Origin of the sequence: Mycobacterium sp. 1245499.0 (genome assembly GCF_001673615.1) — a bacterium.
In the GTDB taxonomy this organism is placed as follows: domain Bacteria; phylum Actinomycetota; class Actinomycetes; order Mycobacteriales; family Mycobacteriaceae; genus Mycobacterium; species Mycobacterium europaeum_A.
This window is the reverse complement of sequence record NZ_LZMG01000365.1, coordinates 1-19585: the sequence shown is the minus strand read 5'-3', so window position 1 is coordinate 19585 and position 19585 is coordinate 1. Positions and strand designations below refer to the sequence as shown.

Below are 19585 nucleotides of genomic sequence, written 5' to 3'. Positions count from 1 at the left end.
GTTGGCGAGCCACGCCCCGTTACCTGCAGACGCATCCAGGCGCCATAGGGGAGAATCGGGACGTGTCTGGACGGCGGCAAAACGACCCGGGCCGAGTGGCCTCTCAGCCGGGCCGCCGGCCCCGCAAGAGCGCCGCGTCCCAACATCCGGGCGCGGCCAATTACCCCGCCGGCGAGGGCGCCGATCGGCGCCCCCGTCGCCCGTCGATGCCGAGCGCCAACCGCTACTTGCCCCCGCTGGGCCACCAGCCGGAGCCGAACCGCAGCAGCGACACGCCGCCTCGCGGTCCGGCTTCCGGTGAACGGATCACCGTCACCCGCGCCGCGGCACTGCGCAGCCGCGAAATGGGCTCGCGGATGTACTGGATGGTGCAGCGCGCCGCGACGGCCGACGGCGCCGACAAGTCCGGCCTGACTGCGCTGACGTGGCCGGTGGTCGCCAATTTCGCGGTGGACGCGGCGATGGCCGTCGCGCTGGCCAACACGTTGTTCTTCGCCGCGGCCACCGGCGAGAGCAAGGGCCGGGTCGCCCTGTATCTGCTGATCACCATCGCGCCGTTCGCGGTGATCGCGCCGCTGATCGGTCCCGCGCTGGACCGGCTGCAGCACGGCCGCCGCGTCGCGCTGGCCGCGTCGTTCGCCCTGCGCACCGCCCTGGCGGTGCTGCTGGTCATGAACTACGACGGCGCCACCGGCAGCTTCCCGTCATGGGTGCTGTATCCGTGCGCGCTCGCGATGATGGTGTTCTCCAAGTCGTTCAGCGTGCTGCGCAGCGCCGTGACACCCAGGGTGATGCCGCCGACCATCGACCTGGTGCGGGTCAACGCCCGACTGACCATGTTCGGTCTGCTGGGCGGCACCATCGTCGGCGGCGCGATCGCCGGTGGTGTCGAGTTCGTCTGCACCCACCTGTTCAAGCTGCCCGGGGCGTTGTTCGTGGTGATCGCGGTGACGATCGCCGGCGCCATGCTGTCCATGCGGATCCCGCGCTGGGTCGAGGTGACCGCCGGCGAGGTACCCGCCACCCTGAGCTACCGCCAGGACAGCGAACCGCTGCGGCGCAGCTGGCACCAGGAGGTCAGCGGGGCGCTCCGGCAACCGTTGGGCCGCAACATCATCACCTCGCTGTGGGGCAACTGCACCATCAAGGTCATGGTCGGCTTCCTGTTCCTCTACCCCGCGTTTGTCGCCAAGGCGCATCAGGCCAACGGCTGGGCCCAGGTCGCCATGCTCGGGGTGATCGGCGCCGCGGCCGGGATCGGCAATTTCGTCGGCAACTTCACCAGTGCACGCCTGAAGCTGGGCCGGCCCGCCGCGCTGGTGGTGCGCTGCACGGTGGCGGTGAGCGCGGTCGCGCTGGCCGCCTCGGTGGCCGGCAACCTGGTGGTGGCCGTGATCGCCACCCTGGTCACGTCCGGAGCCAGCGCCATCGCCAAGGCGTCCCTGGACGCGTCGCTGCAGAACGACCTGCCGGAGGAATCCCGCGCGTCGGGCTTCGGGCGCTCGGAGTCGACGCTGCAATTGGCGTGGGTCCTCGGCGGCGCCGTGGGGGTGTTGGTGTACACCGAACTGTGGGTCGGCTTTACCGCGGTCACTGCGCTGCTCATCTTGGGCCTGGCGCAGACCCTCGTCAGCTTCCGCGGCAACTCACTGATTCCCGGCCTGGGAGGAAATAGGCCAATCATGGTCGAGCAGGAGGGCAAGCGCCGCGGTGCCGGCGCCGCGGCGGTGGTTGCCGAGTGAAACCGCAACGCAAGCGGGGTGGGGCCGTGCTGCTCGCCTGTCTGGTCGCGGTGCTCTGCGTCGGCGCGGGTGTGGGCACCTGGTTGCTGGTCGGGCGCACCGGCCCGCGGCACCCCGAGATCAGCGCCTATTCGCACGGGCATCTGACGCGGGTGGGGCCCTACCTGTATTGCAACGTGCTGAATCTCGAAGACTGCGAGACACCGCAGAACCAGGGCGAGCTACGGGTCAGCGAGCGCTACCCGATTCAGCTGTCGGTGCCCGACGCCATCTACCGGGCACCGTGGCGGCTGCTGCAGGTCTACGACGACCCGACGAACACCACCAGCACGATCTTTCGGCCGAAAACCCGCTTCGCCGTGACGATCCCGTCGGTCGACCCGCATCGCGGGCGCCTGGCCGGGATCGTCGTGCAGCTGCTGACATTGGCGGTGGATCCCGCCGGGGAGCTTCACGACGTGCCCCACGCGGAATGGTCCGTGCGTCTGACGTACTAGGCCGTTCGCCAGCCCCGCCCCTCGCCCCCTCGTCGCGCCCAACGTCGACTTGTTGTGGCGAAACGCCGTAATTTACGCGCACAAACCGACGTTCGGCACGACGTGTCGGTACCGGCCGCCACCGTGTCCACATGCAGATCCCAGCCTGGCCATTCAGAGGCACCGAAGCATTGGCGGCCGGACTCGTTACCCGGCACCAACTGCGGGCCGACTTCGAGATGATTCATCGCAACGTCTACATCGGCCGCGGGCAAAAGTTGACGCCGGTGACCCGAGCGGTTGCCGCCTGGCTGTGGTCTGGCCGTGCCGCGACACTGGCCGGCCTGTCAGCGGCCGCATTGCACCGCACCGCGTGGATCGACGACTGGTTGCCAGCGGAGCTCAACCGCGCCGGCCGCGACAAGGTAGGCGGCATCGTTCTGCATAGCGACACCCTCGCCGACGACGAAACGTGCATCCGGGACGGGATGACCCTGACCACTCCGGCACGCACGGCGTTCGATCTTGGCAGGCGAAAGGGATTTACCACCGCGGTGATTCGCCTGGACGCACTGATGCACGCAACCGACGTGAAGCCGGCTGATGTCGAGTTGCTGGCCGACCGCCATCGCGGAGCGCGCGGACTGGTGCAGTTACGACGGGTGCTGACCATGGCCGACGGCGGCGCCGAATCACCGTATGAGACGAAAACTCGCCTGACACTCGTCGGTGGCGGATTACCGCGGCCGCAGACGCAGATCGAAGCACTCAACGAATGGGGTGCCGTAGTAGCGCGCATCGACATGGGTTGGGAGGAGTGGAAGGTCGGCGTGGAGTTCGACGGCGCTCACCATTGGACCGACCCGGTGCAGCGAACCCGAGACATCGATCGTCTGGCCGAACTCGAGTCGATGGGCTGGCGGATCGTCCGGGTCAGCGCCGACATGGTGCGTCACCGGCCTTACATAGTCCTAGCGCGCTCCCGTAGCGCCCTGCGCGCCGCGGGCCGCCCGCTCTAAGAGCCGAGCGTGGAGTTGTTGGACCGAAAACACCAGATTTTGCGCCATAAGTCGACGTTCGCCAGCCGGGAACTAGGCGCCGTGGCCGGCGGGCACGCGCTCGCCTTCGACGGGCGGCCCGGGAGGGGTTCCGTCCCCGAAGGGCCTGCCGCCCAAGGCTTCCCGCCCGTGCGGCGAAAGCCAGCCGGCCAGGTCCGGACCCTTGGGCACGATCCGGGTGGGGTTGATGTCGGCGTGCACGATGTAGTAGTGCTGTTTGATCTGGACGAAGTCCACGGTGTCACCGAACCCCGGCGTCTGGAACAGGTCGCGCGCATACGCCCACAACACCGGCATCTCGCTCAGTTTGCTGCGGTTGCATTTGAAGTGCCCGTGATAGACCGGGTCGAAGCGGGCCAGGGTGGTGAACAGTCGCACGTCTGCCTCGGTGATGGTGTCGCCCACCAGGAATCGCTGATCGGCCAGCCGCTCGCTGACCCAATCCAGCGCGGTGAACAACCGGTCGTAGGCCGCCTCGTAGGCCTCCTGCGAGCCGGCGAACCCGCACCGGTACACACCGTTGTTGATTTCGGTGTAGATCCGCTTGCTCACCTCGTCGATTTCGGCGCGCAGGTGCTCCGGGTACAGCTCGGGCGCCCCGTCGCGGTGATAGGCCGACCATTCCGTCGAGAGGTCCAGCGTCATCTGCGCGAAGTCGTTGGTGACGACCGCCCCGGTCGGGACATCGACGATGGCCGGGACCGTGATGCCCTTGGGGTAGTCGGGGAACCGCTTGAAGTAGGCGTCCTGCAGCCGCGGAATCTTGAGCACCGGGTCGACGCCGCCGGGATCGAGATCGAACGTCCAACTGCGCTCGTCGTGGGTGGGACCGCAAAACCCAATGGAGAGAACGCTTTCCAAGCCCAGCAAGCGGCGCACGATGATCGCGCGGTTCGCCCACGGACACGCGCGCGCGACGACCAGCCGGTACCGGCCGGGCTCGACGGGGTAGCCGTCGCGCCCGTCGGCGGTGATGCGGGTGGTGATGTAGTTGGTGTCGCGGGTGAATTCGCCTGCCTGCGCGATATAGGAAGCCATAACTCCCATAGTCGCTCAATAACGAGCGAACGTCAGGCGTCGAGCTCCCGAGCGACGGCCTTGACCACCTCGGAAACCCGGCGGGCGGTCTTGCGGTCCGGGTAGCGGCCCTTGCGCAGTTCGGGCTGCACGGTGCTTTCCAGCAGCGTGATCATGTCCTCGACCATGCCGTGCAGCTCGTCGGGGTTGTGCTTGTGTTCGGCGGGCGCCTCGCGGCGCGTCTTGGTGAGGCTGGGCGGCGGCTCAATCAGCTTGAGGCTCAACGCTTGCGGCCCGCGCCGCCCGGAGGCGATGCCGAACTCCACCCGCTGGCCCGCCTTGAGGCCCTCGACCCCGGCGGGCAACGCCGAGGAGCGGACGTAGACGTCTTCGCCGTCCTCTTGCGACAGGAAGCCGAAACCCTTGTCAGCGTCGTACCACTTAACCTTGCCCGTCGGCACTGGTCTCACCTGCTTGTCTAACGGATCAATAGAAATCGCCAACACAATAAGCGTCCCGCCTGCGCAGGACGCCGTATTAGGAGTCTGATCCTACTCGGATGCCCGGGTAACGAGCACCCCCGTTATCGGTCACTCGGTACGCTTGGTAATACCCGCGGAGGAGATATGCGCCTGATCCTGAACGTCATCTGGTTGATATTCGGCGGCCTGTGGATGGCCGTCGGATACCTGGCTGCGGCGCTGGTCAGCTTCCTGCTCATCATCACCATTCCGTTCGGCTTCGCGTCGCTGCGCATCGCCTCCTACGCACTATGGCCGTTCGGCCGCACGATCGTGGACAAGCCGACCGCGGGGTCCGGCGCGCTGGTCGGCAACGTCATCTGGGTGGTGCTGTTCGGTGTGTGGCTGGCGATCGGCCATCTGGTCAGCGCGGTCGCGATGGCGCTCACGATCGTGGGCATTCCGCTGGCGCTGGCCAACCTCAAACTGATCCCGGTGTCGTTGATGCCGCTGGGCAAGCAGATCGTTCCGGTCAGCTCGCCGGTGCACTACGCCCCGCCGGTGGCCGCATGACGCTGACGACGCTGGGACTGCCCTCGGTACCGAGCCGCGCTGACGGCTCGGCCGTTCCCGCCGATGCTCCTGCCACCGGCCCCCTGGTGGATACCTACGGCCGGATCGCGACCGACCTGCGGGTCTCGCTGACCGACCGCTGCAACCTGCGGTGCAGCTATTGCATGCCGGCCGAGGGCCTGAACTGGCTGCCGGGCGAGCAACTGCTGAGCGCCGACGAGCTGGCCAGGCTGATGCACATCGCGGTCACCCGGCTGGGTGTGACCAGCGTGCGTTTCACCGGCGGCGAACCGCTGCTGGCGCGCCATCTCGACGAGGTGGTCGCCGCGGCCGCCGCGCTGCGGCCCCGCCCCGAGATCTCGCTGACCACCAACGGCGTCGGGCTGGCGCGGCGCGCCGCCGCGCTCGCCGCGGCCGGGCTGAACCGCGTCAACGTCTCGCTGGACAGCGTCGACCGGCGCCATTTCGCGGCCATCACCCGCCGCGACCGGCTCACCGACGTGCTGGCCGGCCTGGCCGCCGCGGGCGACGCCGGCCTGACGCCGGTGAAGGTGAACGCGGTGCTCGACCCCGCCACCGGGCGCGAGGACGTGGTGGGGCTGTTGCGGTTCTGCCTCGAGCACGGTTACCAACTGCGCGTCATCGAGCAGATGCCGCTGGATGCCGGGCACCAGTGGCGGCGGGACGCCGCGCTGAGCGCCGACGACGTGCTGGCGGCCCTGCGCCCGCACTTCCGGCTGCGCCCCGACCCGGCGCCGCGCGGATCGGCCCCCGCCGAGCTGTGGCTGGTCGACACCGGCCCGGGCACCCCGAGCGGGAAATTCGGCGTCATCGCCTCGGTTTCGCACGCCTTCTGTGCGGCCTGCGACCGCACCCGGTTGACGGCCGATGGCCAGGTCCGCAGCTGCCTGTTCGCCGAACAGGAGACCGACCTGCGCGGGCTGCTGCGCGGCGGCGCGTCCGACGACGCGATCGAGGCGGCGTGGCGTACCGCGATGTGGGGCAAGCCCGCCGGACACGGCATCAACGACCCCAACTTCATCCAGCCCGACCGCCCGATGAGCGCGATCGGTGGCTAGCCCGATGGGACGGACGCCTGTCCAAGTAAACGGAATCCAGGTGACGGTGCGCTACTTCGCGGCCGCCCGCGCGGCCGCCGATGCCGAGTCGGAGACGGTGGTGCTGCGCCCAGGCACCACGGTCGGTGAACTGGTCGAGCGGCTAGCCGCGCGGGGGTCCCGCCTGGCCACGGTGTTGACCCGATGCTCATACCTGCGCGACGGGATCGCCGTGCGCGACGAGACCGTGGCGTTGCAATCCGGTGACACAATCGATGTTCTGCCGCCCTTTTCTGGCGGCTGAAACTGTGAGTTATCTCACGTAACGGATTCATAACGGCGCGGTCACGCTGCGATATCGCCCCTAATGACCTGCGCAAACACCTTGTCTTCCTGCGGTTTTCGCAGATGGCCGAGAAGGAAACGCCAGGTATCGCAAGACGTGACGAGACCTACAGAAACCGTTACCGTCTCCGAAGGCTCGCCAGCCATCCCCGATTGGCGACCTCCCCTCCCTATCGCGCCGAGCTCCATCCAATAGGCGGGGGCCACCGAACCACATGGATGGAGACGGGGGACCCACCGGTCCACCGTGATCGGACTGGGGCCGTTCGCGGCTCCTAGGGGTGAAGCCGGCGTCGTCGCTTGACGACAACGTCGGCCGGGTGGCCTCTCCAACCCGAACCCGACAGCTGACCTCGCAGGCGCGTGACGAGAGAGGAATACCCCGGCGCGTATGAGTGGACGTCACCGTAAGCCCAGCAGTTCAAACATCAGCGTCGCCAAGATCGCCTTCACCGGTGCGGTTCTTGGTGGCGGCAGCATCGCCCTCGCCGGCCAGGCGGCCGCAGCCACCGACGGTGAATGGGATCAGGTAGCCCGTTGTGAGTCCGGCGGCAACTGGGGCATCAACACCGGCAACGGCTATCACGGCGGCGTGCAGTTCAGCTCAAGCACGTGGGCCTCGCACGGCGGCGGCCAGTACGCCCCGTCGGCCGAACTCGCCACCAAGGAACAGCAGATCGCCGTCGCCGAGCGGGTTCTGGCCACCCAGGGCCGTGGCGCCTGGCCCGTGTGCGGCGGACCCCTGTCGGGTCCCACGCAGCGCGACGTGCCTGCGCCGGCCGGCCTGGACGCGCCCGGCCTCAACGGCGCCCCCGCGCCGCTGGCCCCGCCCGCTGACGCGCCAGCCACCGGATCGGCGCGCTGCGCATCGGAGAGGCCGCGCTGGTGGCGGCCGTGGCCGCCGATCATCGGCAGGCCGCGTTCGCCACCTGCGCGCATCTGGTGGACACCATCAAGGCACGGCTTCCGGTGTGGAAGCACCAATTTTTCGCCGACGGAACCGAGGAGTGGGTCGGCTCGGCCTGACATCCCTGCGCCATGCCCGACACGCCCCGAAGAGGAGGGTTTTCGGGGCGTGCGGGGAGTGTGGCGGCGTTAGGCGCTAGGCGACGGCTGAGCGAGAGCGTCCAGCGCGTCGTTTCCTTGAACGTCTTGCGACCGGATCGCGTCCCACAGCTGCTGGGTGTAGCCGGCGTCCTCGACGTGTTGCGGCATGCCGGCCGGTACGAAGCCGTGGAAGTCCGTGTCCACCAGATGCGCGCAGGTGGCGAACGCGGCCTGCCGATGATCGGCGGCCACGGCCGCCACCAGCGCGGCCTCTCCGATGCGCAGCGCGCCGATCCGGTGGCTGGCGGCCACGGCACGCACGCCGCTGGATTGCCCGGCCACGTCGGCCACCACGTCGGCGATGACCTGGTCGGCCGACGGGTGCGCTGAGTATTCGAGTCGCACCACCCGCCGTCCGCCGTCGTGGTCGCGGATCACGCCGACGAACCCGACGATGGCGCCGGCGGATTGATGCCCCACCAACTCTTCGTGCTCGGCCAGCGAAATCGGGTGCTCAGTCATGGCAGCGCGCACGACGAGCGTCATCGCTGGTGATCTTTACCGGCGAGTTGGTCGAGCGCGTGATCCAGCACATCGGCGAGCACGCCCAGGCCGTCGCGCACGCCGCCGGGCGAACCCGGCAGGTTGACGATCAGGGTCTGACCGGCGACGCCGCACACGCCGCGCGACAGCACCGACGTCGGCACCTTGGGCAGGCCCGACTGGCGGATCACTTCGGCCAGGCCCGGGATCAGGTAGTCGACGACGGCCACGGTCTGGTCCGGTGTGCTGTCGCTGGGTGAGATGCCGGTGCCACCGGAGGTGATGATGACGTCGACCTCAGCGTCGATCGCCGTGCGCAGTGCGTCGCCGACCGGCGGCCCGTCGGCGACGACTTCGGGCTGCGCGGCCGAAAAGCCCCGCTCTGCCAGCCATTCGGCGATGATCGGGCCGCATCGGTCGTCGTACACTCCCGACGAGGCGCGGGTCGAGGCGATGATGACGCGGGCTGAACGGGTGCTCATGGGCGCGCCCACCTTCCGGTTTTGCCGCCTTCCTTGCGCAGCACTCGAATGTCGTCGATCCGTGCGGCCGGGTCCACCGCCTTGATCATGTCGTAGAGCGTCAGGCCCGCGACGCTGACGGCCGTGAGCGCTTCCATCTCTACCCCCGTGCGGTCGGTGCTTCGCACCGTTGCGTTGATCTCGATCTCAGACTCGCCGACCGTGAAGTCGATGTCGACCCCCGTGAGGGCGAGCTGATGACACAGCGGGACGAGGTCGCTGGTGCGCTTGGCGGCCTGGATGCCGGCCACCCGGGCGGTGGCCAGCGCATCGCCCTTGGGCAGGCCGCCGGTCGAGATCAGCGCCACCACGTGCGCCGAGGTGCGCAGGACGCCCGCGGCGACCGCGGTCCGCTTGGTGGCCACCTTCTCGCTGACGTCGACCATGTGCGCCGCGCCGTGGTCGTCCAGATGTGACAGCGCGCCCGAGCCGGGCTCATTCGACGCCCAGTTCGCCGAGGCTTGGGAGGCCTCAGAGGCCCTGGCCATCTGGCGACCTACCGATTGACGACGGTGACCGGGTGCAGGTAGGGCAGATCGGTGGAGGGCAGCGGAAACACCAGCTCGCCGAAGGGGGACAGCGCACCCGTGCGATCGGTCACGAGTTCACTGACCGCGTGGTCGTCGGGGTCCGTCGTCGGCCAGCCGTTGTCGACGTACTTGGTCTTGCGGGCTTTGCCCTCAGCAGTGTCAGCCACGAGGTCCATTCTTACAGGTGGCCGAACCGCATGTGGCGCAAGACCGGAGTTCGAGACGCGTTGCCGTGCGCGCCGGTGTTCACCACGCTGGTGAGTCGCCGGGTTGTCGAGGTCTGCTGGGTGGCCGCGACCTGCTTTACGCTGGTCAGCAATGACCGACAACACCCCGGATATCCCGCTGGGGTCGTGGCTGGCCGAGTTATCCGATGAGCAGCTGATCCGACTGTTGGAATTGCGGCCGGACCTCGCCCAGCCTCCACCCGGCAGCATCGCCGCGCTGGCCGCCCGCGCCCAGGCCCGCCAGTCGATCAAGGCCGGCACCGACGACCTGGACTTTTTGCGGCTGACCGTGCTCGACGCGTTGCTGGTGCTGCAGGCCGACGCCGAGCCGGTGCCCACGCCCAAGCTGCTGGCGCTGATCGGTGACCGCGCCCCCGAGACCGACGTGCTGGATGCCGTCGACGACCTGCGGCAACGCGCCCTGGTGTGGGGCGAGGCCGCGCTGCGGGTGGCCGCCGACGCCGCGACGGGCATGCCGTGGCATCCGGGCCAGGTCATCCTCGAGGACACCTCGCGCAGCGCCGAACAGATCGCCGCCCTGATCGACGACCTCACCGAGGCACAACTCGACGTGCTGGAGAGACTTCTCGAAGGGTCGCCGATGGGACGCACGCGCGACGCCGCGCCCGGCGCGGCCACCGACCGGCCGGTGCCCCAGCTGCTGGCCATGGGCCTGCTGCGGCGCATCGATGCCGAGACGGTGATCTTGCCCCGCCACGTCGGGCAGGTGCTGCGCGGCGAGCAGCCCGGTCCCATGCAACTGACCGCCCCCGACCCGGTGGTGTCGACCACCACGCCCGACGACGCCGACGCCGCGGCGGCCGGGGCCGTCATCGACTTGCTGCGCGAGGTCGACGTCCTGCTCGAAACCCTCTCCGCCGCGCCGGTTTCCGAGCTGCGCAGCGGCGGCCTGGGAATCCGCGAGGTCAAACGGCTGAGCAAGGTGACCGGCATCGACGAGCAGCGGCTGGGTTTGCTCCTCGAAGTCACGGCCGCGGCCGGATTGATCGCCAGCGGCATGCCCGACCCCGAACCGGTTACCGGCGAGGCGCCGTACTGGGCGCCGACGATCGTCACCGACCGCTACGCCGCGATGTCGGTAGCCGAGCGCTGGCAGCTGTTGGCCGGCAGCTGGCTGGATCTGCCCGGGCGGCCGGCGCTGATCGGCAGCCGCGGCCCCGACGCCAAGCCCTACGGGGCCCTGACCGACGGCCTGTACTCCACGGCCGCGCCGCTGGACCGCCGGCTGTTGCTGGGCATGCTGTCCGAGCTGCCCCCCGGCGCCGGCGTCGACGCGGCGGCGGCGTCGGCGGCGCTGATCTGGCGGCGTCCGCGCTGGGCGAAACGGTTGCAGCCCGGGCCAGTCGGGGACCTGCTCGCCGAGAGCAACGCCCTGGGCCTGGTGGGCCGCGGCGCCATCAGCACGCCCGGCCGCGCGCTGCTGGACGACGACGGCGATCCGCAGGTCGCCATCGAGGCGATGAACCGGGCGTTACCCAAACCGGTCGATCACTTCCTGGTGCAAGCGGATCTGACCGTGGTGGTGCCCGGGCCGCTGGAACGCGACCTGGCCGAGCAACTCGCCGTCGTGGCGACCGTCGAATCCGCCGGCACCGCGATGGTCTACCGCGTCAGCGAGCAGTCGATCCGGCACGCGCTCGATGTCGGCAAGACGCGCGACTGGATGCATTCGCTGTTCGCCAAGCATTCCAAAACGCCGGTGCCTCAAGGCCTCACCTACTTGATCGATGACGTGGCGCGCCGGCACGGGCAACTGCGGATCGGCATGGCCGCGTCGTTCGTGCGCTGCGAGGACCCCGCGCTGCTGGCCCAGGCCGTGGCCGCGCCGGCGACCGAAGAGGTGCAGCTGCGGGCCCTGGCGCCGACGGTCGCGGTGTCGCCCGCGCCGATCGGCGAGGTCCTCACCGCGTTACGCGCCGCGGGGTTCGCCCCGGCGGCCGAGGATTCCTCCGGCGCCATCGTCGACGTCCGTCCCCGCGGCGCCCGGGTGTCCACCCCGCAGCAGCGCCGGCCCTACCGTCCGGCCCGGCGCCCCAACACCGAAAGCCTCAACGCGGTGGTGGCGGTGCTGCGCAAGGTGACCGCCGCACCGTTCGGCAACATCCGCGTCGACCCGGCGGTCACCATGACGCAGTTACAGCGCGCCGCCAGGGAACAAGACACCCTGGTGATCGGTTATCTGGATGCGGCGGGGGTGGCCACCCAGCGCGTCGTGTCGCCCATCACCATCAAGGGTGGCCAGCTGGTGGCGTTCGACTCCGCGTCCGGTCGGCTGCGTGACTTCGCCATCCACCGCATCACCTCGGTGGTGTCGGCCACCGGCCGATAATGGTGAGCATGCCCGCCGACGTCAAACAGATCGAAAGGAGTGGCGCTGACTATGTCTGACGGACCGTTGATCGTGCAGTCCGACAAGACGGTGCTGCTCGAGGTGGATCACGAGCAGGCCGGCGCGGCGCGCGCCGCCATCGCGCCCTTCGCCGAGCTGGAGCGCGCACCCGAACACGTCCACACCTACCGCATCACGCCGCTGGCGCTGTGGAACGCCCGCGCCGCCGGCCACGACGCCGAGCAGGTGGTCGACGCCCTGGTCAGCTTCTCGCGCTACGCGGTGCCCCAACCGCTGCTGGTCGACATCGTCGACACGATGGCCCGCTACGGCCGCCTGCAGCTGGTGAAGAACCCCGCGCACGGTTTGACGCTGGTGAGTCTGGATCGCGCGGTGCTCGAAGAGGTGCTGCGCAACAAGAAGATTGCCCCGATGCTCGGCGCCCGGATCGATGACGACACCGTCATCGTGCACCCCAGCGAGCGCGGTCGGGTCAAGCAGATGCTGCTCAAGATCGGTTGGCCCGCCGAGGATCTCGCGGGCTACGTCGACGGCGAAGCGCACCCGATCAGCCTGGCCGAGGACGGCTGGCAGCTGCGCGACTACCAGCAGATGGCCACCGACTCCTTCTGGTCCGGCGGATCGGGCGTGGTGGTGCTACCCTGCGGCGCCGGCAAGACCCTGGTGGGCGCGGCCGCCATGGCGAAAGCCGGTGCGACGACGCTGATTCTGGTCACCAACATCGTCGCGGCGCGGCAATGGAAACGCGAGCTGATCGCCCGCACGTCGCTCACCGAGGACGAGATCGGCGAGTACTCCGGCGAGCGCAAGGAGATCCGGCCGGTCACCATCTCGACGTATCAGATGATCACTCGCCGCACCAAGGGCGAGTACCGGCACCTCGAGCTCTTCGACAGCCGCGACTGGGGGCTGATCATCTACGACGAGGTCCACCTGCTGCCGGCGCCGGTGTTCCGGATGACCGCCGATCTGCAGTCCAAGCGGCGCCTCGGCTTGACCGCCACGCTGGTCCGCGAGGACGGCCGCGAGGGCGACGTGTTCTCCCTGATCGGCCCGAAACGCTACGACGCGCCGTGGAAGGACATCGAGGCGCAGGGGTGGATCGCGCCCGCCGAGTGCGTCGAGGTGCGGGTCACCATGACCGATAACGAGCGGATGCTCTACGCGACCGCCGAACCCGAAGAGCGGTACAAGCTGTGCTCGACCGTGCACACGAAAATCGCTGTGGTCAAATCGATTTTGGCAAAGCATCCCGGCGAGCAGACCCTGGTGATCGGCGCCTACCTCGATCAGCTCGACGAACTCGGCGCGGAGCTCAACGCCCCGGTGATCCAGGGGTCCACCCGCACCAAGGAACGCGAAGAGCTGTTCGACGCCTTCCGCCGCGGCGAGTTGTCCACCCTGGTGGTGTCCAAAGTCGCCAACTTCTCCATCGACCTGCCGGAAGCGTCTGTGGCAGTGCAGGTTTCGGGTACGTTCGGCTCACGCCAGGAGGAGGCGCAGCGGCTGGGCCGGCTGCTGCGGCCCAAGTCCGACGGCGGGGGCGCGATCTTCTATTCGGTGGTGGCGCGCGACAGCCTGGATGCCGAGTACGCTGCGCACCGCCAGCGCTTCCTGGCCGAGCAGGGTTACGGCTACATCATCCGCGACGCGGACGACCTGTTGGGCCCCGCGATCTAGGTTGTTGCTCATCGCCGCTCAGCGCGGCGGCCGCGATATCACTCGGTGCGCCGTGATCAACGAAATCTATTCCGGCGCTTCGGCTCTCTTCGAGACGGCCAACCCGCCAAGGGTCACGAGAGCAGCGCCGACTCCACCGACGTAGGCCTTGGCCATATCACGGCCGGACACGCCAGGGCATTCCGGCAGCGAGGCTAGCCACGCGACGGCGTCATCGCGTTCGTCGTTGTGGTACACCCGAAGCGGGCACGGCATCCAGCTGCCGATGGCGCGGCTTGTTGTCCGAACCCAGCCGCTGTCGCTCACGACAGCGCACCCGTCAAGCAACCGCAGATAGCCCGTTCCGAGGCGCGCGTCCGCCCACAGCGCTCCCCCCGTAATGCGCTGGAATCCCGGGGCGAATTCGTACAGCAGCCGCAATCGGCCCCCTGTGCGTCCTGCCTGTTCGACCATCGGCGCGAAGATCCGCGCGTAATCCGCTGACGTCAGAGTCCCGGTGGCTTCGAGCGCACGAATGCCCGCGGGCATGTCCGCAAGTTCCCTTAGCACAGCAACTCCTCACCGGGGGCCGACGGGCGATCACGCTCACGATCACCCCCAATTAATACCCTAGTGCAACTATTGCATAGTGCTATAGTAATCCCATCCGTCACCGTGGAGGTGGGCATATGAAGATCGCCATCGTCGGCGCCGGCATCGCCGGCCCCACGCTTGCGTACTGGCTCTCCCGGTATGGCCACGAACCAACCTTGATCGAGAAGGCGCCACAACTCCGCACCGGCGGCTACGTCGTGGACTTTTGGGGTGGCGGGTATGCCGTTGCCGAACGCATGGGCCTCACCACCGAGCTGCATGACACGGGATACGCGGTGCGCGAGGTGCGGCTCGTGGACCGGAATTCGAGACGCGTGGGCGGCTTTTCGGCCGAATTGTTCGGGCGCAACGTCGATGGCCGGCTCGTCACCGTGCCCCGCGGCGATCTGTCAGCCATGATCTATCGCGCCATCGACAACCGGGCTGAAACTCTGTATGGTGAAACCGTTTCGGCCGTCGAGCACGGCGGTACCGGCGTGCGAGTCACACTCGAGAGCGGCGGGTCACGGCAATTCGACCTGCTCATCGGTGCGGGTGGAATTCATTGTCCCGTGCGGGACTTGATGTTCGGCCCACAATCGAGATTTGAGACGGATCTCGGTTACCGAGTCGCGGCGTTCGAGGCCGAGGCCTATCAGCCGCGTGATGAACTCGTGTACCTCGCCTACACCCTGCCGGGACGCATGATCGCCCGATTCGCAATGCGGGACGAGAAGACCATGTTTCTTTTCGTTTTCACCGCTGATCACATGAGCGGTCCGGATCCGCAAGATGTGTCACAGGCCAAGACGATCCTGCACGAGGTCTTCGGCGACGCGGGTTGGGAATGCCCGGAGATCCTGCGCCAACTCGACGGGGCCTCCGATGTCTACTTCGATCGCACCAGCCAGATCGTCATGGACCACTGGTCGGACGGGCGAGTAGCGCTCATCGGTGACGCGGCGGCCGCGGTCTCGCTGCTGGCGGGCGAGGGAACGGGCCTGGCAATGGTGCAGGCCTACACATTGGCGGGCGAACTCAACCGCGCGGGAGCCGATCACCAGGATGCGTTTCATAGCTACGAGCGTCAGCTCCGTCCGATCGTCGAGGCCAGGCAGCGGTCGGCGCGCACATTCGCCACGATGTTCGCGCCAAAGACGTCGCTGGGTCTGTGGACCCGCAATCAGGCGTCCAAACTGCTGAACGTTCCGCGGCTGGCCGACCGGGTCGTTCGGAGTGAATTCCGTGACGACATCGCGTTACCCGAATATGCCCTATAAGCCGGACGATCGGACCTGAAAAGGGTTTGGGCTCAGGCGGTTCAGCGCGACAGGATGGTCGCCGAGGCGGTGCCGGGTGCGCCGTACACCTGGGCCAGGCCGACGCGCGGGTTGCCGGGCACCTGGCGCTCGCCCGCCTCGCCGCGCAACTGCCGCACCAGTTCATGCATCTGCCGCAGGCCCGACGCGCCGATCGGCTCGCCGTTGGCGATCAGCCCGCCGTCGGTGTTGACCGGCATCGAGCCGTGGATCTCGGTGGCGCCGTCGGCCAGCAGCTTCTCCTGTTCGCCGTCGGCGCACAGACCGGTCTCGGCCATGTGGATCACCTCGGCGCCGGCGTCGGTGTCCTGCAACTGCGCGACGTCGACGTCCTCCGGGCCGATGCCGGCCGCCTCGTAGGCGGCCTTGGCGGCATAGACCGTCGGCGACGCGTCCTCGTCCAGCGGCGCCGACGTCGCGTGCACCTCGTAGGCGCCGAAGCGCCGGGTCCGAATCTCACAGGCGCGCACATAGACTGGCTTGTCGGTGAACTTCTCGGCCATGTCGGCGCGGCACATGATGACCGCGGCCGCGCCCTCGTCGGGAGCGCAGAACATGTACTGCGTCAGCGGGTAGTTCAGCGCCGGCGAGGCGAGGATTTCCTCGACCGAAATCTCCTTGCGCCGGAACGCATTCGGGTTCAGCGCACCATTGCGGAAGTTCTTGTTGGCCACCCGCGCCAGCGTCTCCTGCGAGATGTTGTGGTCGTGGATGTACTTGTTGGCCTTCATCCCGAAGAACTTGGTGGTGACGAACTGGCCGTTGTTGGCGTACCACTGGGGCAGCGCCAGCTTGGCGGGGTCGTCCGTGAAGGCGCCGCGCGGGTGCTTGTCGAGCCCGATGGCGATGCCGATGTCGTACTTGCCCAGCCGGATCGTGTCGGCGGTCTGCTGAATGGCGCTGGCCGCGGTGGCGCAGGCGTTGAACACGTTGGTGAACGTGATGCCGGTCAGCCCGACCAGTCGGGTCACCGCGTCGGGATTGGAGACTTCGTAGCTGCCGCCGAAGCCGAACTGGATGTCCTTCCAGTCCACGCCGGCGTCTTTGAGGGCGAGCTGCACGGCCTCGGCGCCCATCTGCATCGCGGTCTTGTCGAACCTGCCGAACGGGTGCAGGCCCACGCCGATGATGGCGACATCGTTGGTCATCTCAGACTCCTCTGGATTCGACGGTGGCGACCCGCTTCGCCCGGCTGCGCCGCGCTCACGATCGCCACGGGCGGACGGTGGCGACCCGTTTCGCCCGGCTGCGCCGCGCTCACGATCGCCACGGGCGGACGGTGGCGACCCGCTTCGCCCGGCTGCGCCGCGCTCACGATCACCACTTAGACCGGCTGGAAGGCGAACGTGATGATTTCGGCGCCCTCGTCGTCGGTGGCGAACGGCACCATGGTCAGTTCGACCTCCTGGCCGAACTGCAGCTTGGCCGGGTCGTTCTCGGTGAGCCGCCCTTCGACGCGGATGACGTCGCCGAGCTGAACCAACCCGACGCCGAACGGCACGAAGTCCTTGCCCGTCGGGCCGACATAGGGGGCGCCGGGCGGGAAGCCCTGGGTGGTCCACGCCACCAGCGTTCCGCGTCGGGGCAACAGCACCTCGGACATCTCGCCGGCGCTGCAGCGCGGGCACCACTGCTGCACCGGGAAGGTGGTCGCCTCGCAGCTGCCGCATCGGCTGCCGATCAGCTGTGGGCTCTCATCGGGCCAGGTAGAGATCTCAGGCGCAAGTGCCTTCTGCATCGAGGGATCCTCCACAATCCGCCAACAGAACATTGCTCACTGAACCGTATAACAGCTTTCCGAAAAGTGGAAACCGCATTCTCATCCGTGTGCGGGCGCCCGCGCCAGGGGCGGGCGGGCGCAGCGATATGTTGGGCGCATGACGGTCACGGTGATACTGGAGCTCAGGTTCAAGCCCGACGAGGTCGCCGCGGGGCGCGAGCTGATGGGCCGGGCGCTGCAGGACACCCGGGCGTTCGACGGGAACGTGCGCACGGACGTTCTTGTCGACGAGGACGACGAAGCGCACTGGCTCATCTACGAGATCTGGGAGACCGTCGAGCACGACGAGGCCTACCGCGCCTTTCGCGCCGGCGAAGGCAAGCTGACGCAGCTTCCCCCGCTGCTGGCCGCGCCGCCGGCCAAGACCAGGTACCTCACCAGCGACGTCTAGCGCTAGCCACGCCACCGGCTCACCCGGCCCGCCATGGCCGCGAACAGCGGGTCGGGCAGCAATAGAAGCGCCCGATTTCGGGCGCTCTCCAGGACGGCGCTGCCCGGCGCGGTGAATCGGGAGCCCGCCTTGGACGCGCCGTACACAGCGAGCATGCGCAGCCATCGCCGAGACAGCCCGGGCACGCCGTGGCGGGCCAGCGTTATCGCATCTTCCATGGCCAGCGCTGCCCCCTGGCCGAAGGTCGGCCGCATGCAGTGCGCGGCGTCACCGATCAGCACGACGTTGCCGCGGGCGAGTCGACGGGGTGGTCGCGCTTCGAAGATTTCCGGAGTGATCATCTCGCCGGCCGTCGCGGCGTCGATCAGGGCCGGCAAGGGGTCCGGCCAGTCGCGAAACGACCGCAAGTCCGGGTGCCGGCTCCGGCTGCCGCCGTAGACGTAGGTGCGGCCGTCGACCAATGGCAAGATGCCGAAATCGGCTGTGCGGCCCCAAATCGGACCGAAACCAGTAGCGAGCTCACGGTCGGCTATCCAGGCCCAGCCGGTGACGCCGGTCGAGCGCGGCGACGGCGCGTCCGCAAACAGCAGCTTCCTCGTGACGCTGCGCAGCCCGTCCGCGCCGATCACCAGATCGAACCGGTCCGCCTTGCCGTCGACGACAACCGAGCCATCGGCAGCGACCGCGGTGACGTTGGCCGCATACCGCACATAGTGCGAGGGCAGCGCGGCCGCCAACCAGGCAATCAACGCGGCGCGCGGCACGGTCGCGAACTCATCGCCTCCGGCGAGCTGCGCCAGGGTGCGTCTGACCAAGACCCGCCCGTCGCGGGCGCGTACGGTGGCCGCCGTCCGGGACCACGGGTCGGTCACCACGTGGTGGCGCACACCCAGAATCGACAAGCACGCCAACGCGTTTGGGGCGAGCGCGATGGCTCCGCCCATCGCGGAGGGACCGGGCGTCTTCTCGAACACGGTGACGTCGTGGCCGTCCTGCCGGAGCGCGATGGCAGCCGCCAAACCCGCGAATCCTCCGCCGACGATCCCTACCCTCATGCACACACCATCGCCGTACTCAATCGCCGAAGCACCGGGGCCTTGCTAGCTCAGCGCCGGCATGACCTCCCGTTCGAACAGCTCGATGCCCGATCGGTCGTAGGCCGCCTCGGGGAAGTAGCAGATCGCGTACTCGCAACCGAGGTCGCGGATCTTGGTGAGCCGCTCGATGACCTGTTCCGGTGTGCCCGTTGCCGAGTCGGGGCCGCTGGTCCCGGCGATCATCGCGTCCGCCGCAGCCTCACCGACGTAGCCGGCCAGGCGGTCGCGCACCCGCTGCAGCCGGTCTTTGACGTCGGCCTCCGAGGTGCCCACGATGGCGTTGACGTTGACCGACCGCACGATGGCGTCGAAGTCGGTGCCCACGTTGCGGCAGTGCTCGGCCAGCACGTCGGACTTGTGCGCGAACGCTTCCGGCTCGGGAGTGAAGTTGGTGTACTGCGCGTATTGGGCGGCGATCCGCAGCGTCACCTTCTCACCGCCACCGGCGATCCACAACGGAATGCCGTTGCCCTGCAGGGGCTTAGGCGCGACGATCGCGCCGTCGACCTGGTAGTGCTTGCCGTCGAAGCTGACCTTGCCGTCGCGCCAGGCATCGCGCATGATCTGCACGCCCTCATCCAGGCGACCCAATCGCACACCCGCCGAGGGGAATCCGTATCCGTAGGCGCGCCATTCGTGTTCGTACCAGCCGCCGCCGATACCCATCTGGATGCGGCCACCGGAGATGATGTCGGCCGTCGCGGCGACCACCTCGCGGATCAAGCTCGGCCAGATGTGCACGGCGATGAGCTACCGCAACCCCGTCTACCTGGCCA

Annotated in this window: 20 protein-coding genes, 5 pseudogenes and 1 riboswitch; of the genes and pseudogenes, 12 read left to right on the top strand and 13 right to left on the bottom strand. The window is 68.4% G+C overall.

Annotated elements, in window-relative coordinates; translation table 11 throughout:
* Window positions 1-95: 95 nt before the first annotated feature.
* From A5646_RS22700 to A5646_RS22690, 3 genes are all read left to right on the top strand, one after another.
* Window positions 96-1742, top strand: coding sequence for an MFS transporter (locus A5646_RS22700; RefSeq protein WP_066866820.1), 1647 nt, complete (start codon window positions 96-98; stop codon window positions 1740-1742).
* The gene (locus tag A5646_RS22695) at window positions 1739-2239 is read left to right on the top strand and encodes a DUF2771 domain-containing protein (RefSeq protein WP_067024348.1); all 501 of its coding nucleotides are present in this window, start codon (window positions 1739-1741) and stop codon (window positions 2237-2239) included. The genes A5646_RS22700 and A5646_RS22695 overlap by 4 nt, the downstream gene beginning before the upstream one ends.
* Before the next feature lie 131 nt (window positions 2240-2370).
* Entirely contained in the window at window positions 2371-3237 is an 867-nt protein-coding gene (locus A5646_RS22690; protein ID WP_067024345.1) for an endonuclease domain-containing protein, read from the top strand.
* Window positions 3238-3309: 72 nt separating this feature from the next.
* Here the strand turns inward: A5646_RS22690 and A5646_RS22685 are convergent, their stop codons facing one another.
* Window positions 3310-4314 carry a glutathione S-transferase family protein gene (locus A5646_RS22685; protein WP_066879545.1) on the bottom strand — a complete coding sequence of 335 codons (1005 nt, stop codon included), beginning with the start codon at window positions 4312-4314 and terminating at the stop codon, window positions 3310-3312.
* Between the two features lie 32 nt (window positions 4315-4346).
* Window positions 4347-4754 (bottom strand): cold-shock protein, encoded by a 408-nt coding sequence (locus A5646_RS22680; protein WP_007777168.1) that lies wholly within the window; start codon window positions 4752-4754, stop codon window positions 4347-4349.
* Window positions 4755-4919: 165 nt separating this feature from the next.
* Between A5646_RS22680 and A5646_RS22675 the strand changes: the two genes are divergently transcribed.
* The 5 genes and pseudogenes from A5646_RS22675 to A5646_RS22660 form a co-directional block, all read left to right on the top strand.
* Complete coding sequence (locus tag A5646_RS22675; RefSeq protein WP_066879548.1) at window positions 4920-5327, top strand: YccF domain-containing protein; 408 nt, start codon at window positions 4920-4922, stop codon at window positions 5325-5327.
* On the top strand, window positions 5324-6406 hold the full coding sequence (gene moaA, locus A5646_RS22670; RefSeq protein ID WP_067024343.1) for a GTP 3',8-cyclase MoaA: 1083 nt from the start codon (window positions 5324-5326) through the stop codon (window positions 6404-6406). The genes A5646_RS22675 and moaA overlap by 4 nt, the downstream gene beginning before the upstream one ends.
* A 4-nt stretch (window positions 6407-6410) precedes the next feature.
* Window positions 6411-6689, top strand: a complete 279-nt coding sequence (locus A5646_RS22665) for a MoaD/ThiS family protein (RefSeq protein WP_067024341.1) — start codon at window positions 6411-6413, stop codon at window positions 6687-6689.
* Between the two features lie 207 nt (window positions 6690-6896).
* Window positions 6897-7108: riboswitch (cyclic di-AMP (ydaO/yuaA leader) on the top strand.
* Window positions 7109-7121: 13 nt separating this feature from the next.
* Window positions 7122-7578 (top strand): annotated as a pseudogene (locus A5646_RS28480) (transglycosylase family protein); the annotation flags it as partial.
* A pseudogene (locus A5646_RS22660) lies at window positions 7571-7756 on the top strand (molybdenum cofactor biosynthesis protein MoaE); the annotation flags it as partial. The pseudogenes A5646_RS28480 and A5646_RS22660, both read left to right, overlap by 8 nt.
* 216 nt (window positions 7757-7972) lie before the next feature.
* Here the strand turns inward: A5646_RS22660 and A5646_RS22655 are convergent.
* The 5 genes and pseudogenes from A5646_RS22655 to A5646_RS29200 all read right to left on the bottom strand — a co-directional run.
* Window positions 7973-8323, bottom strand: a pseudogene (locus A5646_RS22655) (molybdenum cofactor biosynthesis protein MoaE); the annotation flags it as partial.
* Window positions 8320-8802 carry a molybdenum cofactor biosynthesis protein B gene (locus A5646_RS22650; protein WP_066872063.1) on the bottom strand — a complete coding sequence of 161 codons (483 nt, stop codon included), beginning with the start codon at window positions 8800-8802 and terminating at the stop codon, window positions 8320-8322. The pseudogene A5646_RS22655 and the gene A5646_RS22650, both read right to left, overlap by 4 nt.
* The gene (gene moaC, locus A5646_RS22645; protein ID WP_066872056.1) at window positions 8799-9329 is read right to left on the bottom strand and encodes a cyclic pyranopterin monophosphate synthase MoaC; all 531 of its coding nucleotides are present in this window, start codon (window positions 9327-9329) and stop codon (window positions 8799-8801) included. Before moaC ends, A5646_RS22650 begins: the two co-directional genes overlap by 4 nt.
* Window positions 9330-9337: 8 nt before the next feature.
* Window positions 9338-9538, bottom strand: coding sequence for a hypothetical protein (locus A5646_RS22640; protein ID WP_174320979.1), 201 nt, complete (start codon window positions 9536-9538; stop codon window positions 9338-9340).
* An 11-nt stretch (window positions 9539-9549) separates the two neighbouring features.
* The gene (locus A5646_RS29200) at window positions 9550-9690 is read right to left on the bottom strand and encodes a hypothetical protein (RefSeq protein ID WP_156749166.1); all 141 of its coding nucleotides are present in this window, start codon (window positions 9688-9690) and stop codon (window positions 9550-9552) included.
* Between A5646_RS29200 and A5646_RS22635 the strand changes: the two genes are divergently transcribed.
* Window positions 9690-11948 carry a helicase-associated domain-containing protein gene (locus A5646_RS22635; RefSeq protein WP_067024339.1) on the top strand — a complete coding sequence of 753 codons (2259 nt, stop codon included), beginning with the start codon at window positions 9690-9692 and terminating at the stop codon, window positions 11946-11948. The two genes, A5646_RS29200 and A5646_RS22635, sit on opposite strands and share 1 nt — an antisense overlap.
* Window positions 11949-11999: 51 nt before the next feature.
* Window positions 12000-13649: a DNA repair helicase XPB gene (locus A5646_RS22630; RefSeq protein ID WP_066872049.1), complete on the top strand. Its 1650-nt coding sequence runs from the start codon at window positions 12000-12002 to the stop codon at window positions 13647-13649.
* 66 nt (window positions 13650-13715) lie between these two features.
* Here A5646_RS22630 and A5646_RS22625 read toward each other — a convergent pair whose 3' ends face one another.
* Window positions 13716-14177: an STAS/SEC14 domain-containing protein gene (locus tag A5646_RS22625; protein WP_231998459.1), complete on the bottom strand. Its 462-nt coding sequence runs from the start codon at window positions 14175-14177 to the stop codon at window positions 13716-13718.
* 140 nt (window positions 14178-14317) lie between these two features.
* On the opposite strand from A5646_RS22625, the gene A5646_RS22620 reads away from it, so the two are divergent.
* The gene (locus tag A5646_RS22620) at window positions 14318-15502 is read left to right on the top strand and encodes an FAD-binding domain (protein WP_067024333.1); all 1185 of its coding nucleotides are present in this window, start codon (window positions 14318-14320) and stop codon (window positions 15500-15502) included.
* A 41-nt stretch (window positions 15503-15543) separates the two neighbouring features.
* Here the strand turns inward: A5646_RS22620 and A5646_RS22615 are convergent, their stop codons facing one another.
* The 3 genes and pseudogenes from A5646_RS22615 to A5646_RS22610 form a co-directional block, all read right to left on the bottom strand.
* On the bottom strand, window positions 15544-16689 hold the full coding sequence (locus A5646_RS22615; RefSeq protein WP_066872046.1) for a thiolase family protein: 1146 nt from the start codon (window positions 16687-16689) through the stop codon (window positions 15544-15546).
* Window positions 16686-16865: pseudogene (locus A5646_RS30485) on the bottom strand (hypothetical protein); the annotation flags it as partial. The gene A5646_RS22615 and the pseudogene A5646_RS30485, both read right to left, overlap by 4 nt.
* A complete protein-coding gene (locus tag A5646_RS22610; protein ID WP_067024373.1) occupies window positions 16866-17279 on the bottom strand; it encodes a Zn-ribbon domain-containing OB-fold protein in 414 nt (137 codons plus the stop codon).
* 139 nt (window positions 17280-17418) lie between these two features.
* Between A5646_RS22610 and A5646_RS22605 the strand changes: the two genes are divergently transcribed.
* Window positions 17419-17712 carry a putative quinol monooxygenase gene (locus A5646_RS22605; protein ID WP_008253825.1) on the top strand — a complete coding sequence of 98 codons (294 nt, stop codon included), beginning with the start codon at window positions 17419-17421 and terminating at the stop codon, window positions 17710-17712.
* A gap of 2 nt (window positions 17713-17714) precedes the next feature.
* Here A5646_RS22605 and A5646_RS22600 read toward each other — a convergent pair whose 3' ends face one another.
* Window positions 17715-18767 carry an FAD-dependent oxidoreductase gene (locus A5646_RS22600; protein ID WP_082984822.1) on the bottom strand — a complete coding sequence of 351 codons (1053 nt, stop codon included), beginning with the start codon at window positions 18765-18767 and terminating at the stop codon, window positions 17715-17717.
* 45 nt (window positions 18768-18812) lie between these two features.
* A pseudogene (locus A5646_RS22595) lies at window positions 18813-19517 on the bottom strand (LLM class flavin-dependent oxidoreductase); the annotation flags it as partial.
* Between the last annotated feature and the right edge of the window lie 68 nt (window positions 19518-19585).

Coding starts and splice junctions, on each gene's coding strand:
- A5646_RS22690 (WP_067024345.1), top strand. CDS start 2,371: ATGCAGATCCCAGCCTGGCCATTCAGAGGCACCGAAGCATTGGCGGCC.
- A5646_RS22685 (WP_066879545.1), bottom strand. CDS start 4,314: ATGGCTTCCTATATCGCGCAGGCAGGCGAATTCACCCGCGACACCAAC.
- A5646_RS22675 (WP_066879548.1), top strand. CDS start 4,920: ATGCGCCTGATCCTGAACGTCATCTGGTTGATATTCGGCGGCCTGTGG.
- moaA (WP_067024343.1), top strand. CDS start 5,324: ATGACGCTGACGACGCTGGGACTGCCCTCGGTACCGAGCCGCGCTGAC.
- A5646_RS22665 (WP_067024341.1), top strand. CDS start 6,411: ATGGGACGGACGCCTGTCCAAGTAAACGGAATCCAGGTGACGGTGCGC.
- A5646_RS22650 (WP_066872063.1), bottom strand. CDS start 8,802: ATGAGCACCCGTTCAGCCCGCGTCATCATCGCCTCGACCCGCGCCTCG.
- moaC (WP_066872056.1), bottom strand. CDS start 9,329: ATGGCCAGGGCCTCTGAGGCCTCCCAAGCCTCGGCGAACTGGGCGTCG.
- A5646_RS22635 (WP_067024339.1), top strand. CDS start 9,690: ATGACCGACAACACCCCGGATATCCCGCTGGGGTCGTGGCTGGCCGAG.
- A5646_RS22630 (WP_066872049.1), top strand. CDS start 12,000: ATGTCTGACGGACCGTTGATCGTGCAGTCCGACAAGACGGTGCTGCTC.
- A5646_RS22625 (WP_231998459.1), bottom strand. CDS start 14,177: ATGCCCGCGGGCATTCGTGCGCTCGAAGCCACCGGGACTCTGACGTCA.
- A5646_RS22620 (WP_067024333.1), top strand. CDS start 14,318: ATGAAGATCGCCATCGTCGGCGCCGGCATCGCCGGCCCCACGCTTGCG.
- A5646_RS22615 (WP_066872046.1), bottom strand. CDS start 16,689: ATGACCAACGATGTCGCCATCATCGGCGTGGGCCTGCACCCGTTCGGC.
- A5646_RS22610 (WP_067024373.1), bottom strand. CDS start 17,279: ATGCAGAAGGCACTTGCGCCTGAGATCTCTACCTGGCCCGATGAGAGC.
- A5646_RS22605 (WP_008253825.1), top strand. CDS start 17,419: ATGACGGTCACGGTGATACTGGAGCTCAGGTTCAAGCCCGACGAGGTC.
- A5646_RS22600 (WP_082984822.1), bottom strand. CDS start 18,767: ATGAGGGTAGGGATCGTCGGCGGAGGATTCGCGGGTTTGGCGGCTGCC.